This is a genomic window from Pseudomonas sp. PS01303 (assembly GCF_029959385.1).
Taxonomy (GTDB): domain Bacteria; phylum Pseudomonadota; class Gammaproteobacteria; order Pseudomonadales; family Pseudomonadaceae; genus Aquipseudomonas; species Aquipseudomonas rustica.
The window spans coordinates 1-13,618 of the sequence record NZ_JASCPK010000033.1 but is presented as its reverse complement, the minus strand read 5'-3'; the positions used below and the strand labels follow the sequence as shown (position 1 = coordinate 13,618).

The window sequence follows — 13,618 nt, the reverse complement described above, 5'->3', positions numbered from 1 at the left end:
CTAGAACTCCAACTCGGCGCTGAAGTACATGACTCGGCGCTCGTCGTAGTTGTTGTCAACGAAAGTGGTCGGCTCATGGTCGAGGCGCTGTTGCAGCACGCCGGCCAGTTGCAACTGCGCCTTGCCCAGCGCGATGCGTTTGGCGATGCGCGTGTCGACCCGTTCGAAGCGGTAGCCGTTGAGGGCGTTGTCGCCGTAATAGAAGAGGGCACTGTTCCAGCCGTGGCCCCAGTCGCGCAGCCAGCCGGCGGAACCGCTGTTGCGCGAAGTGAATTGCTGATCCAGTGGATTACTCGCCTCGGCATCGACGAAGGCATACGTGAAGCGCAAACGGTCGGCCCGGCTCACGCGCCAGTCGAGCTGGGTTTCAGTGCCGCGAAAACGTGAGCTGTTGGCGTTGCTGGCGATGTACTGATTGTTGCGCAACGGCTCGCTGATCATCCCGGTGATTTCGTCGTAGAACAGTTTCACGTCGAGGGCCAGGCCGAGCTCGGCGAAATAGCCGTTGTAGCCCAACTCGCGCGAGCGCATGTGTTCCTGATCAAGATCGCCCGGGCCACGGGTCTTGACGAAATAACGCGCCGAAGACTGGCCGTAGGCCGAGGGCCGCAGGTTGCTCACCTGATAGCTCCAGTTGACGTTGTTTTCGAACATGTCCGGCGAGCGGATCGCTTCCGAGTACACCGCGCGCAGGCTGTGGCGCGGATTGATCAGGTAGTTGAACGCGAAACGCGGGGTTAGCGAACTGCCGATCAGTTGCGTGTCCTCGAACATCGCGCCGCCCTGCAACAACCAGTGTTCTGTCGCGCGCCATTCCAGTTGGCCGAACGCGCGCCAGGTGGTGTCGTCCAGTGTGCCGTTGAAATAGGTTTCGGAGTCGGCGCGGTCGTAACGATAGTTCATGCCGCTGACCAGACGCAGGCTGTCGGACAGGCTGAGGGTGTCCTGCAATTCGAGGTCGTAGCGCGATTCGCGGGCGCTCTGGTCGATGTCACCGCACAGGGTTCGGCTGGCACCGTTGCGCCATTGATCGAGCACTTGGTTGGCCAGGGCCATTTCCTGCGGCGTACCGGGCGCGGCACCGGGGCCGGTGAACTGGGTGATGTTGCGCGCCAGGCGTTCGGTGTAATTCGGGTTGAGCTGCCACAGTTGCGTCAACTCAGGGCTGAACGACACTTCGGCATCACAGGCGCGCCAGGTTTGCTGACGATCCCAGTGTTGCGCCGAGGCTTGTACATAAAGGCTGTGCTCGGGATTGATGTCGAGATTCCAGCGCACCGAACCAGCGTAATCCTTCGCCACCACGTCGGAATTGTTCCCGGCCGCGGTAATCCCCGAGAACACCGGGTGGTAGGTGTAGGGCCGCTGGTTGGTGCCGTCCTTGGCGTTGACCTGCCAGTCGAGGCTCTGGTTATCGCTGAGGGTGTGGCTGACCGCGAGGCTGAAGCGGTTCAAGCGGCGGCTGTCGCGATAGTCGTCGCCACGGCGATCGCTGTCGAAACCGTCATCTTCCTGACCGGACAACGACAGGCGCAGATCGCCGCCATTCCAACCGGTGCCCTGACTGGCATAGAAATCATTGATGCCGCGCTGGCCACGGGTGATTTTCAGTCGCGTGCCGTGACTGTCCGCCGGGTGACGGGTGATGATGTTGACCACCGCCATCAGCGCGTTGGCGCCGTAGCTGACGGTGTTCGGGCCGCGAAAGACTTCGATTCGCTCGATGTCTTCCATGGCCACCGGAATATCGCTCCAGTCCACCGTGGCCAAACCGGCGCGGTACACCGAACGGCCGTCGATCAGCACTTGCATGCGCCGCGCTTCGGTGGCGTTGGTGCCGTGGTAATTGACCGCCGCCTGATTGCCGCTGATGTTGCCGACCATCATTCCCGGCACCAGCCGCAGCAGTTCGCTGATGTCGCGAGCGCCGCTGGCGTTGATCAATTCGCTGTCGAGTACGGTCATGCTTCCCGGCACTTCCGCCGGCGTCTGCTTCAAACGCGTGGCGGTCAGCACCTGCGGCAGCGTTTCGCTGTCGATGAACAGGTCGTCTGCCAGCACCACCGGGCTGAATAACAGCGCCAGCAACAGTGACGAACGCGGAGGAGGGGAACCGACGGACACGACACAGCCTTGAAAGCAAAGAATTGGCGCGCATGTTAACCGAGGACAGCGACTTTTCCAGTCACGTTGCGGGCATTTTCCTAGGTTTTATTGGTCTTCTTCCTACAAGTGTCGGTAATTGTTGCGGGGGCTGGCCGCGACCGGGTCGCCCCGTATAATGCCGCCATCGCCACTGGTATGGATTAACGGATTGCATATGACTGAACAGCGCCCGATTGCGGTCCTGGGAGGCGGAAGTTTTGGTACCGCCGTGGCCAATTTACTGGCCGAGAACGGCCATCAAGTCCTGCAGTGGATGCGTGACCCCGAACAGGCTGAAGCCATCCGGGTCAATCGCGAAAACCCGCGTTACCTCAAAGGCATCAAGATTCTGCCGGGCGTGACTGCGGTCACCGACCTGCAAGCCACGCTCGACGCCTGTGAGTTGTGCTTTGTCGCGCTGCCGTCCAGCGCGCTGCGCACGGTGCTCGCTGCCCACGCCGAGCGCCTCAGCGGCAAGATGCTGGTCAGCCTGACCAAAGGCATCGAGGCGCAGACCTTCAAACTGATGAGCCAGATTCTCGAAGAGATCGCCCCGCAAGCGCGCATCGGCGTGCTGTCCGGGCCGAACCTGGCGCGCGAAATCGCCGAGCACGCGCTGACCGCCACGGTGGTCGCCAGTGAAGACGAAGATCTGTGCAAAGCCGTGCAAGCCGCGCTGCACGGTCGCACCTTCCGCGTTTATGCGAGCGCCGACCGTTTTGGTGTCGAGTTGGGCGGGGCGTTGAAAAACGTCTACGCGATCATCGCCGGCATGGCGGTGGCGCTGGAGATGGGTGAGAACACCAAAAGCATGCTGATCACCCGTGCCCTCGCGGAGATGACCCGGTTTGCGGTGAATCAGGGCGCGAATCCGATGACCTTCCTCGGCCTGGCCGGTGTCGGCGATTTGATCGTCACCTGTTCGTCGCCGAAGAGCCGCAACTATCAGGTCGGTTTCGCCCTCGGTCAGGGTCTGAGCCTTGATGAAGCGGTGTCGCGTCTCGGTGAAGTCGCCGAAGGCGTAAATACGCTGAAAGTGCTCAAGGCCAAGTCGCAGGAAGTCGGCGTGTACATGCCGCTGGTCGCCGGGCTGCACGCGATCCTGTTCGAAGGACGCACGCTGGAGCAGGTCATCGGTCTACTGATGCGCGCCGAGCCGAAAACCGACGTCGACTTTATTTCCACCAGCGGTTTCAACTGAGTGAGCCGGGAGTAGCAAGCCATGAACGATCCGAAAACCGAAGCCAAGTACGAATCCATCCTTCTGCGTGTGCTGTGGATGATCGTTTACGTACTGGTCTGGCAAGTGGCGCAGTTCATCCTCGGCGCGGTGGTGCTGGTGCAACTGATCTATCGTTTGATCTATGGGGCGCCGAGCGCCAGCCTGATGAATTTCGGCGACAGCCTGAGCCAGTTTCTGGCGCAGATCGGCCGTTTCGGCAGTTTCCACAGCGACCAGAAACCGTGGCCGTTCGCCGACTGGCCAACGCCGCGTACCCCGGAAGGTGAAGCGCCTCACGCCGTCGCGCCGGCACCGCATCCGGTTCGAGATGAGGAACCCAAACTATGAAACTCTGGGTATTGCGTCACGGTGAAGCGGTGCCTTACGGCTCGTGCCCCGACTCCGAACGGGAGCTGACCGACCACGGTCGCAAAGAAGCTTTGAGCAGCGCTGCCCATTTGATCGGCCAGCCGCTGACGGCGATCTACGCCAGCCCGTATTTGCGTGCGCAGCAGACCGCGCAGATTGTGCGCGAGGCACTGGGTTTTGAGCCGGAGATTCGTACGGTTGAATGGCTGACGCCGGAGGTTGATCCGGACAAGGTCACCGATCAATTGGTCTCGGTGAGCAATGTGCTGCTGGTCAGCCACAATCCGTTGGTGGGCAATCTGCTCAGCTATTTGCAGCATGGCGCCGGTTATCCGCCGGAGAAGGTCAGCACTGCCGGGTTGGCCGAGCTGGAAAGCCCTGAGTTGCTGATTGGCTCTATGACCCTTAACAGTCTCAAACATCCTTAAAAGCAAAGATCGCAGCCTTCGGCAGCTCCTACATTGGAATGCATTTCCCTGTAGGAGCTGCCGAAGGCTGCGATCTTTTGATCTTGTTTCTTTTGGTAAAAAATCCAACCAAGCACTTGCTTGGTTGACTACGCTTGCTCCAGACCTAAAAAACAGGAGCGAGTCGCATGTCTGCCGCCTTCCGTTTGCCGCTGGACGTGTTCTACGAACGAGAAGCCCGGCACCCGCGCCAGCGCTTTCTCGTGCAGCCCATCGGTGGCGGGCAAGTCGAGACCCTGAGCTGGGCCGACGTCGGCCATCAGGCCCGCTGCGCCGCGCATTGGCTGCGCGCTCGCGAGTTGCCGCAAGGCAGCCACATCGCCCTGATCTCGAAAAACTGCGCGCACTGGATCATCGCCGACCTCGCGATCTGGATGGCCGGGCACGTGTCGGTGCCGCTCTATCCCAATCTCACCGCCGATTCCGTGGCGCAGGTGCTCAACCACTCTGAAAGCGTGCTGGCGTTTATCGGCAAACTCGATGACTGGCCGAGCATGTCCAAAGGCGTGCCGGATGATTTGCCGACCATCAGCCTGCCGCTGCACCCGCCCGGCGACTTCGATTTCAGTTGGGCTGACTTGCAGCGCAGCTCACCGATTCAGGACGATCCGCGTCCCGCCGCCGAGCAACTGGCGACGATCATCTACACCTCCGGCACCACCGGCCTGCCCAAAGGCGTGATGCACAGTTTTGCCAATCTCGGTTTCGCCACGACGCGCGGCACGCAGCTGTTCGGGCTCAACGAGACTGACCGGCTGTTGTCGTACCTGCCGCTGTGTCATGTTGCCGAACGGATGTTTGTGGAACTGGCCTCAATCTACACCGGGCAAACCGTGTTCTTCGCCGAAAGCCTCGACACCTTTATCACCGACTTGCAGCGCGCACGGCCCACCGCAATGTTCGGCGTGCCGCGTATCTGGACCAAATTCCAGATGGGCGTGTACAGCAAGATCCCGGCGAAGCGTCTGGATTTCCTCCTCGGCCTGCCGTTCATTGGCAAACGCGTCGGCCACAAAGTGCTCGCGGGGCTGGGGCTGGATGCCTTGCGCGTGGCGTTGTCCGGCGCGGCGCCGGTGCCGCAGACCTTGCTCACCTGGTATCAGAAACTCGGCCTCGATGTACTCGAGGTTTATGGCATGACCGAGAGTTGCGGTTATTCGCACATCTGCCTGCCGGGGCAATACAAACAGGGCTGGATCGGCAAGCCCTGTCCGGATGTCGAGGTGCGCATCGATGAAACCGGCGAAGTGCAGGTGCGCAGTCAGGCGACCATGCTCGGCTATTTCAAGGATCCCCAGAAAACCGCTGAAACACTCACCGAGGATGGCTTCCTGCGCACCGGCGACAAGGGCGAACAGGATGCCGAAGGGCGCTTGCGCCTGACCGGGCGGCTGAAGGAAATCTTCAAAACCAGCAAGGGCAAATACGTCGCCCCGGCGCCAATCGAAAATCGCCTGGCAGTGCATTCGCGCATCGAACAGGTCTGTGTGGTCGGCGATGGTTTGAGTGCGCCGCTGGGCTTGTGCGTGCTGTCGACGGTCAATCAGGAGGAGGGCCGGGCGAGTCTGCATTCCAGCCTGGAAAAACTCCTCGAAGAGGTCAACGCCGTGCTCGACAAGCACGAACGCCTGCGCCGGCTGGTGGTGGTCAAGGACAGTTGGGCGGTGGAAAACGGTTTTCTCACGCCGACCTTGAAGATCAAACGCAACGTCATCGAAGACACTTACGGTGCGCGCTTTGAAGAATGGAGCGAGCGTAGCGAGGCGGTGCTGTGGCAGGATTGAGCGACGACTAAAACAACAAAGGAAGTCTGCGATGAGTTTGTGGCGTACCACTCCGAACATCGAGCAGTTGAACGCGATCCAGAAAAACACCATCGGCGAAGTGCTGGACATTCGCTTTGAATCTTTCGACGAAGAATCGCTGACCGCGAGCATGGTCATCGACCATCGCACCCATCAACCGTACGGTCTGCTGCACGGCGGCGCATCGGTGGTGCTGGCGGAAAGCGTCGGTTCGATGGCCAGTTACCTGTGCATCGATGCCAGCAAGTTTTATTGCGTGGGGCTGGAGATCAACGCCAACCATTTGCGTGGTTTGCGCAGTGGTCGGGTGACGGCAGTGGCCAAGCCGATTCATATCGGCCGCACCACGCATGTCTGGGACATTCGGTTGACCAGCGATGAGGGTAAAGCCAGTTGCGTGTCGCGGCTGACCATGGCGGTGGTGCCGTTGGGGCAGACGCCGCCTGCGCAGTAAGTCAATGGCTGCGCCGAAAGGTGAAGGATTGCATGGGCAGATCAGCCGCATGCGGTGTCTCCGGGTGGTAGTCAGCGGGTGCGGCGTTTCTCCACATTCTGTTCGGTGGCGTAAAACGATCCAGCGTGAAGTCCGCATCGTCGGCCCTGACCAGTTCGAAGGCACCGCGCTCCACATATTGCCCAACGTAAGTGCGCGCCTCGGTCGGGGTTCCGAGGGCAGAGATCACAGTCGAGTTTGATCGGGAGTCTGCAATGCCGCTGGTCAGTGGCGTGGCAAGCAATGTCAACGAAGCTGTCAGGGTTGAGCCGGCGGTGCGCGTTGATACGCCGTAAACCCATTCCACCGGCCTGGGCAGCGTGAGCGTATTGTGTTCGGGGCTGACGTATGCCCCTCCTCGCAAGGAATTAATGGTTGTGATGGACACCCCGTCCAGGCCTTCGACGGCGGCGCTGACGACCACCCCGACACCGGTCGCAAGGTCGGCACGCGCTGCGCCGCTGGCCGAAAGCAACCCACCATAAGCGGCCATACGCAGTGCCGTTGTGATACCGGAGGGGGCGATTGTCACGCTGGGGCCAACGTTGGCGAGCGCGCGTTGCGCGGTTTCACGCGTCATGTTTCCGGACGTGCTGGCGAGAATACTGATTGCTGTGAGGTTTACTGCCTGCGAGTCGGCGAAGTATGCATAAGCTGGCGCCGCAGCACCGATCGTGGCGCCGGCAAGGCCAAAAAAACCGGCCATGGCAATTTGTATGGTGCGGCCGAGGTTGTAGTGGCTGGCAACGCGACTGCCCAACCCGATACCCATGGATCCACCGGCTGCCGCGCCGACCAGACTACCGGCGATGGTCAGTCCCACGTTGGCGCCGAAATCAGGGTGCGATTCCGGGTCGCCAGAGGCCCATTGCGCTAATCCTGCGGCGGCAAAATATCTCACCGTGCTTCCGGCCAGTGCACTCACGCCATCTCGGGCAAACGTGGCCAGCGCCGCCGCGGTACCTTCTGTCACCGTGACCAGCCCCTGAAAATCGACATTGCCGACCGGATTGCCATGCACCATGGCAAACAGATTCAGGCCGTCCGCAGTGCCCAGCGGATCAGCATTGAGCCAGCGCTGCAGCCATGGCGCGTAGTAACGAAAACCGTAGTAATACAAACCCGTGGCGTCACGCTCTTTGCCCGAATAGCGCAGGGTTTTGTAACTGGCTTGGACCTGACTGCGCCCGGCCCACCAACAGGTTTCGCCGTAGGGGTAATAGTCCTCCCGCGAAATCAGTTGTGCCTGTGCGTCCAGCTCCACGGTGCTGGAATTCAGGTGATCGCTGAAGCTGTAGCGTTGCTGATCCTGCACCATGCCCGCCGGCAGGCCTTTCGCCCAATGCAACACCTGGAGGGTGGCGCGTGCGGCCTTGATCGAGATGACGTGGACAATCTGGTCTGGCTCAGTGCGAATCTCCAGACCGGGCAAGTAACGGGTTTCACTATCGCGCGTCAGCGTGCCGGTGAAACGCTGACTGATTTTGCGCTGACGCTGGCCACCACCGTCATACACATAGAACTCGATGTCATCTGGCTCATCGGCACGGACGATCTGGCTAACCTGCCGTAATTCATTACGCCGATCCCATTGCAGATAGTGTCCATGCTGCAAAAGCAGGCGATTGCCGCTGGCGTCGTACCTCGCAGCAATTTCGCCTTCATCCGGCAACTGGCCGTCAGGTTTTTCCGCCAGGCTACGATTACTGAAGTGAGCGACGGCCGTGCGTTCGGTGCGGTTGCCGCTGGCGGCGCGGTGTTCCATGCGCAGTAAATTACCGGCGCAATCGTAGGTGTAGGTGCGCGTGTAGTTTTCCAGTTGTGCCGGATCGGCAGGCGAGGAAAACTCCGGTAACTGTGGGCCGCCAGTGGCGTTACGGATCTGCCGGCCACTGGCCTCAATCAAGCGCGAGAGACTGTCGTAGCGATAGCGACAGGTCGCTTCGGTGCGCTGGTTGCGGTGAAAGTGAGCGGGCGCTGCGTGATCGGCGATGCGGGTGATGTTACCGCTCGCGTCATATTCGTACGTCAGATCCTGCACCGTCTGGTCATCATTTGTCTGACTGAGCAGATGCTGCAGGCGACCGTCATCAGCGCCGAACCGTGCTCGAGACACCACGCCGTTCCCTGCACGTTGATGTTCCAGATGGCCTTCGGCGTTGTACTGAATATCGCTGGCTATCGTCTGGCTCTGCGGGTTGGCTGCCATCGTCAGATGGATTTCGCGTAACTGACCGACGCGATCCTGCAACAGTGTTTGCCGATTGCCCAGCGCATCGGTCTGGCTGATCAACTCCCCTATGGCGTTGTAGATGCAGAACGTCGTTGCGGGGTCTCCTTCCAGAAAGTGATCGCGCTCGGCGCGCGTTTCCGGCCAGTTCACCGCCCAGACGGGGTCAGCGCAGAAGGCACGACCGCATTGCAATAGCAGGCCAGTCAGACTGAATTGCGCAAAAAGCAGGGTGCCTGCCGTATCGTCGTGCCGAATCAATCGGCCGCGACGGTTATGGACGATTTCCGTCGATTCATCGCCATAGGTGAAACGCTCCGTGCAGTGTTCAGGCCCGCTCTCTGCGTGCTCGAATATCGCGCTCGGGCGGCGCAGCGAATCGAGGCCCGTGCGTCGGTGGTTGCGTTTCTGATCCCAGCCTTCAAGGCTGAAACCGTCCGCTGCGATCAGGCTCAAGCGCCAGCCGGCGTCGGTGTTTTCATTTAACAGCGGCGATCCCGAGAGGCTGAACACGTTGCTCTGATTCGCCGGGGCCGAAGGATCGAGTTGATGTCGGAGGAACAGTCTCGGATCGCGGCTCTGGAGCGCGCGTCCTGATGCATCGTAAATCTGTTGAGTGACGTAGCTTTCAATTGCCGCACTCGCGTCGCGGTGATGATAGGACACGCTGCGCACGGGCAGCCCCCTCGGATCGCGCGCTTGAATGGCCGGCGTGTTCGCGTGAGTCATGAGCAGCCAGCGCCAGACAAAGGGGGTAGGTTTTTATCGGCCTGAGCAGGGCGCCTGTCAACTGACAGAAGTGACAGTTGACAAGTGCCACAACGGCGCCTGCCATAGCCGTGGCGCGACTGTCATCATTCCTGGCAGTTACGGTCATTGCTGTCGCGCGCCGTCTTGCGGACAATCAACGCCACGTTTCCCGCTCATGGATGTACCGGTATGTCGCAACCCATCTTTTTCGCCCACGCCAACGGCTTCCCTTCGGGCACCTATGGCAAGTTGTTCGCGGCGCTGGCGCCCGAATACCGGGTCGCGCATCTCGAGCAGCATGCCCACGACCCGCGTTTTCCGGCGGATGACAACTGGTACAACCTGGTTGATGAGCTGATCCATCATTTGCAGCAGCAAGATCAACCGGTGTGGGGCGTAGGCCATTCGTTTGGCGGCGTGCTGCACCTGCACGCGGCACTGCGTTGCCCGGAGTTGTATCGCGGCGTGGTGATGCTCGATTCGCCGGTGCTCACGCGCACCGATCAATGGGTGATTCGTGCGGCCAAGCGTTTTGGCTTCATCGACAAACTGACCCCCGCCGGTCGCACCTTGGGCCGCCGAGAAGAGTTCGCCGATCTCGACAGTGCGCGCAGCTATTTTGCTGGCAAAAGCCTGTTTCGTGGCTTTGATCCGGAATGCTTCGACGCTTATCTGCAACACGGTTTGCACAAGGTCGGCGACAAGCTGCGCTTGCGCTTCGACCCCGCCACTGAGATCAGTATCTACCGCGGCGTGCCGCACACCAGCCCTGGCCGCACCGGGCAATTGCAAGTGCCGCTGGCGGTGGTGCGCGGGCACAAGAGTCGCGTGGTCATGCGCCATCACACGCGGTTCGTTTCGCGACTGGCGCAGGGCGAAGCGCTGAGCATGCCCGGCGGCCACATGTTTCCTCTTGAGCGCCCGCAGGACACCGCGCGGCTGCTGAAGACTCTGTTCACGCGCTGGGAAAACCGTCAGGACAAGGATTGCGCATGAGCCCGACTTTCGAAGAAGTGCGCCTGAGCCTGCCGCATATCGAACTGGCCGCGCATTTGTTCGGCCCCGAGGACGGTCTGCCGGTGATCGCCCTGCATGGCTGGCTCGATAACGCCAATAGCTTCGCGCGGCTGGCACCGAAGCTCAAAGGCTTGCGCATCATTGCACTGGACATGGCCGGGCACGGCCATTCCGGGCATCGTCCGAACGGCGCCGGTTACGCGCTGTGGGACTACGCCCATGACGTGCTGCAAGTCGCCGAGCAACTGGGCTGGAAGCGTTTCGGTCTGCTCGGGCATTCGATGGGCGCGATTGTTTCGCTGGTGCTGGCGGGTTCGTTGCCGGAGCGCATCACCCATCTGGCGCTGATCGACGGCGTGATTCCTCCTACAGACAAAGGCGAAAATGCCGCCGAGCGCATGGGCATGGCCCTGCAAGCGCAACTGGATCTGCGTGAGAAGCGCAAACCGGTCTACAACACCCTCGACCGTGCGATCGAGGCACGGATGAAAGGGTTGGTGGCGGTCAGTCGTGAGGCGGCCGAACTCTTGGCCCAGCGCGGTTTGATGCCGGTGCCGGGCGGTTACACCTGGCGCACCGATAATCGCCTGACCTTGCCGTCGCCGTTACGTCTTACCCAGGAACAGGCGATGGCTTTCGTCGCGCGCATCAGTTGTCCGGCGCAACTGGTCGTCGCGGCCGACGGCATGCTGGCGAAACATCCGGAGCTGCTGGAACGTCTACCCTTTAGCCGGGAACAGCTGCCGGGTGGCCACCATTTGCACCTGAACGATGAGGCCGGTGCCGACCTTGTCGCAGACTGTTTCAATCGGTTCTTCGCCATTCCTTGACTTGCTGCGGGCAACTGTCGAGGCTGGGCGGGTTGAAATGGGAGACAACCACGATGGATTTCTATACCGCTGCGACCTCGAATCACACAGTCATGCCGATCCGATGAGCCTGACTATGCGGTCACTCAGTCTGTTGGCGCTGTGCTGTTTCAGTTCCTTTTCATTCGCCGCCGATGTGCCCGGCAGTCAGGATCTGCAGATGGTGCCGCGTCTGGCCGATGCGCAGATTGTCGACTATCACGCTCCGGTGGAGCTGGAGCGCATCTACCCGATGGGCTCGATCCGCAAGATCAGCGGCCAGTTGCGCTTTGACGGCCAGGTCACCGCCCGAGGCCAAACTACGGCGGTGACCTATGAGTTGCCACCCGAACATTCCGCCACCGAAGCCTTCACCGCTGCCCGCGAAGCCCTGCAAAAGCAGGATGCCGAGTTGCTGTTCTGGTGTCAGGCGCGTGATTGTGGCGAGAGCAGCCTGTGGGCCAACGAGGTGTTCGGCAACTCCAAGCTTTATGGCGCTGATGAACAGCAGGCGTACTTGCTGTTGAGGCTGGCAGCTCCGCGCGACAACACGCTGGTGGCGCTTTACAGCATCACGCGCGGCAATCGCAAAGCCTATCTGCACGTTGAACAGTTCGAAGCAGCGGCGCCGCTGGGCGAGTTGTTGCCAACCTCGGCGACCTTGTTGCGTCAATTGAAAAGCACTGGTGAGCTGGATTTTCCGAACCGCGTGGATGCTCCGGATGACGCTTGGCTGCGGCTGATTTCCCGTGGCTTGAATCTCGACACGACGTTACGCGTGACGGTGTCCGGGCCCAAGGCCGAGGCGTGGCGTCAGGCCTTGATCAATCAGGGCGTACGTGCGGCGCGCATGGAGACCGGCAGCGTCGATGGTGTTGGCCTGCGCATCGATCTGTTGCGATAAGCTGTATCGGGCGAGCGCGCGCGGCGTGTTCGCCTACTCTTGGCCTGACTGACTTTTTCGGAATCTTACATGCTCAATAACGATCGCCTGCTGGTGCAGATCCTCCTGCTGGTGTTGTTTGGCGCCAGCCTGTGGGTGATGGCGCCATTCTGGTCGGCGCTGTTCTGGGGCGCAGTGCTGGCGTTTGCCAGTTGGCCGCTGATGCGCCTGCTGACCCGCTGGCTCAATGGCCGGGAATCGCTGGCGGCAGCCATTTTGACGTTGGGCTGGATGTTGCTGGTGGCGGCGCCGCTGGTTTGGCTGGGGTTCAACCTGGCAGATCACGTGCGCGATGCCACGGGTTTCATCAAGGACGTGCAGGTCGACGGTTTGCCGGAAGCGCCGGTGTGGCTGGGGACTGTGCCGTTGGTGGGCGAGCGTCTGGTCGGCATCTGGGACAGTATTGATCAGCAGGGCGCGGCGCTGATGGTGTCGATCAAGCCTTATCTGGGGCAGGTCGGTAACTGGTTGCTGGCGCGCAGTGCGCAGATCGGGGGCGGCATTCTTGAGCTGACGCTGAGTATTGTGTTTGTGTTCTTTTTCTACCGTGACGGGCCGCGACTGGCGGCGTTTGTTCATGGTTTGCTGGAGCGGTTGATTGGTGATCGCGCCGGGTATTACATCGAGCTGGTGGCCGGTACGGTGCAGCGGGTGGTCAACGGGGTGATCGGCACGGCAGCGGCGCAGGCGGTTCTGGCGTTGATCGGGTTTTTGATTGCCGGGGTACCGGGGGCGCTGGTGCTGGGGATTGTGACGTTCCTGCTCAGTCTGATTCCGATGGGGCCGCCGTTGGTGTGGGTGCCGGCGACGGCCTGGCTGGCGTGGAAGGGTGAGTATGGGATGGCGGTGTTCCTCGGGATTTGGGGGACGTTTGTCATCAGTGGCGTGGATAACGTGCTCAAGCCGTATTTGATCAGCCGCGGGGGGAATTTGCCGTTGGTGATTGTGTTGCTTGGGGTGTTTGGCGGGTTGATTGCGTTTGGGTTTATCGGGTTGTTTATTGGGCCTACGTTGTTGGCGGTGGCTTATAGTTTGTTGACGGATTGGAGTAAGAGTCAGGGTAGGGTTGAGGATCGGCGCTGAGTTGTTTGGGCATATCCGTTGCTGCGGGTGTGGCTGATTATGGTTTCGCCCTTACGGCGAGTCACCTTTTCCAAACGCCGAAAAGGTAACCGAAAAGGCTTTGCCCTGACGTTCGGCCCTCGCTGGGGCTCGGGTTCCTTCGCTCCGGGATTGATCCGGGGTTCATCGCCTACGGTTTGCTTCGCTGCACCTCCTCTCGATGTGTTTGGCTGCGCCAAACGGTCGCTGCGCTCCCCCCCCGGATCA

11 protein-coding genes are annotated in these 13,618 nt (G+C 60.8%); 9 read left to right on the top strand and 2 right to left on the bottom strand.

What is annotated here, in order from left to right; translation table 11 throughout:
- Complete coding sequence (locus QMX93_RS12295) at nucleotides 1–2,124, bottom strand: TonB-dependent receptor (RefSeq protein ID WP_282356169.1); 2,124 nt, start codon at nucleotides 2,122–2,124, stop codon at nucleotides 1–3.
- A 196-nt stretch (nucleotides 2,125–2,320) separates the two neighbouring features.
- Here QMX93_RS12295 and QMX93_RS12290 point away from each other — a divergent pair, with 196 nt between their 5' ends.
- From QMX93_RS12290 to QMX93_RS12270, 5 genes are all read left to right on the top strand, one after another.
- Nucleotides 2,321–3,346, top strand: coding sequence for an NAD(P)H-dependent glycerol-3-phosphate dehydrogenase (locus QMX93_RS12290; protein ID WP_282356167.1), 1,026 nt, complete (start codon nucleotides 2,321–2,323; stop codon nucleotides 3,344–3,346).
- Nucleotides 3,347–3,367: 21 nt separating this feature from the next.
- Nucleotides 3,368–3,715 carry a DUF4389 domain-containing protein gene (locus QMX93_RS12285; RefSeq protein ID WP_008087808.1) on the top strand — a complete coding sequence of 116 codons (348 nt, stop codon included), beginning with the start codon at nucleotides 3,368–3,370 and terminating at the stop codon, nucleotides 3,713–3,715.
- Nucleotides 3,712–4,164, top strand: a complete 453-nt coding sequence (gene sixA / locus QMX93_RS12280; protein WP_053122740.1) for a phosphohistidine phosphatase SixA — start codon at nucleotides 3,712–3,714, stop codon at nucleotides 4,162–4,164. Before QMX93_RS12285 ends, sixA begins: the two co-directional genes overlap by 4 nt.
- A 167-nt stretch (nucleotides 4,165–4,331) precedes the next feature.
- A complete protein-coding gene (locus QMX93_RS12275) occupies nucleotides 4,332–5,987 on the top strand; it encodes an AMP-binding protein (RefSeq protein ID WP_282356160.1) in 1,656 nt (551 codons plus the stop codon).
- Nucleotides 5,988–6,018: 31 nt separating this feature from the next.
- On the top strand, nucleotides 6,019–6,462 hold the full coding sequence (locus QMX93_RS12270; protein WP_053122736.1) for a hotdog fold thioesterase: 444 nt from the start codon (nucleotides 6,019–6,021) through the stop codon (nucleotides 6,460–6,462).
- 1 nt (nucleotide 6,463) lies between these two features.
- Here the strand turns inward: QMX93_RS12270 and QMX93_RS12265 are convergent, their stop codons facing one another.
- The gene (locus QMX93_RS12265; protein ID WP_282356156.1) at nucleotides 6,464–9,460 is read right to left on the bottom strand and encodes an RHS repeat-associated core domain-containing protein; all 2,997 of its coding nucleotides are present in this window, start codon (nucleotides 9,458–9,460) and stop codon (nucleotides 6,464–6,466) included.
- A gap of 210 nt (nucleotides 9,461–9,670) precedes the next feature.
- Between QMX93_RS12265 and QMX93_RS12260 the strand changes: the two genes are divergently transcribed.
- The 4 genes from QMX93_RS12260 (at nucleotide 9,671) to QMX93_RS12245 (ending at nucleotide 13,372) form a co-directional block, all read left to right on the top strand.
- Nucleotides 9,671–10,477, top strand: a complete 807-nt coding sequence (locus tag QMX93_RS12260; protein ID WP_053122732.1) for an alpha/beta hydrolase — start codon at nucleotides 9,671–9,673, stop codon at nucleotides 10,475–10,477.
- Complete coding sequence (locus QMX93_RS12255) at nucleotides 10,474–11,328, top strand: alpha/beta hydrolase (protein ID WP_282356152.1); 855 nt, start codon at nucleotides 10,474–10,476, stop codon at nucleotides 11,326–11,328. Before QMX93_RS12260 ends, QMX93_RS12255 begins: the two co-directional genes overlap by 4 nt.
- A gap of 115 nt (nucleotides 11,329–11,443) precedes the next feature.
- On the top strand, nucleotides 11,444–12,250 hold the full coding sequence (locus QMX93_RS12250; protein WP_282356150.1) for a DUF4892 domain-containing protein: 807 nt from the start codon (nucleotides 11,444–11,446) through the stop codon (nucleotides 12,248–12,250).
- A gap of 69 nt (nucleotides 12,251–12,319) precedes the next feature.
- Nucleotides 12,320–13,372 (top strand): AI-2E family transporter, encoded by a 1,053-nt coding sequence (locus QMX93_RS12245; RefSeq protein WP_053122726.1) that lies wholly within the window; start codon nucleotides 12,320–12,322, stop codon nucleotides 13,370–13,372.
- The last annotated feature ends 246 nt before the right edge of the window (nucleotides 13,373–13,618 follow it).

Coding starts and splice junctions, on each gene's coding strand:
- QMX93_RS12290 (WP_282356167.1), top strand. CDS start 2,321: ATGACTGAACAGCGCCCGATTGCGGTCCTGGGAGGCGGAAGTTTTGGT.
- QMX93_RS12285 (WP_008087808.1), top strand. CDS start 3,368: ATGAACGATCCGAAAACCGAAGCCAAGTACGAATCCATCCTTCTGCGT.
- sixA (WP_053122740.1), top strand. CDS start 3,712: ATGAAACTCTGGGTATTGCGTCACGGTGAAGCGGTGCCTTACGGCTCG.
- QMX93_RS12275 (WP_282356160.1), top strand. CDS start 4,332: ATGTCTGCCGCCTTCCGTTTGCCGCTGGACGTGTTCTACGAACGAGAA.
- QMX93_RS12270 (WP_053122736.1), top strand. CDS start 6,019: ATGAGTTTGTGGCGTACCACTCCGAACATCGAGCAGTTGAACGCGATC.
- QMX93_RS12265 (WP_282356156.1), bottom strand. CDS start 9,460: ATGACTCACGCGAACACGCCGGCCATTCAAGCGCGCGATCCGAGGGGG.
- QMX93_RS12260 (WP_053122732.1), top strand. CDS start 9,671: ATGTCGCAACCCATCTTTTTCGCCCACGCCAACGGCTTCCCTTCGGGC.
- QMX93_RS12255 (WP_282356152.1), top strand. CDS start 10,474: ATGAGCCCGACTTTCGAAGAAGTGCGCCTGAGCCTGCCGCATATCGAA.
- QMX93_RS12250 (WP_282356150.1), top strand. CDS start 11,444: ATGCGGTCACTCAGTCTGTTGGCGCTGTGCTGTTTCAGTTCCTTTTCA.
- QMX93_RS12245 (WP_053122726.1), top strand. CDS start 12,320: ATGCTCAATAACGATCGCCTGCTGGTGCAGATCCTCCTGCTGGTGTTG.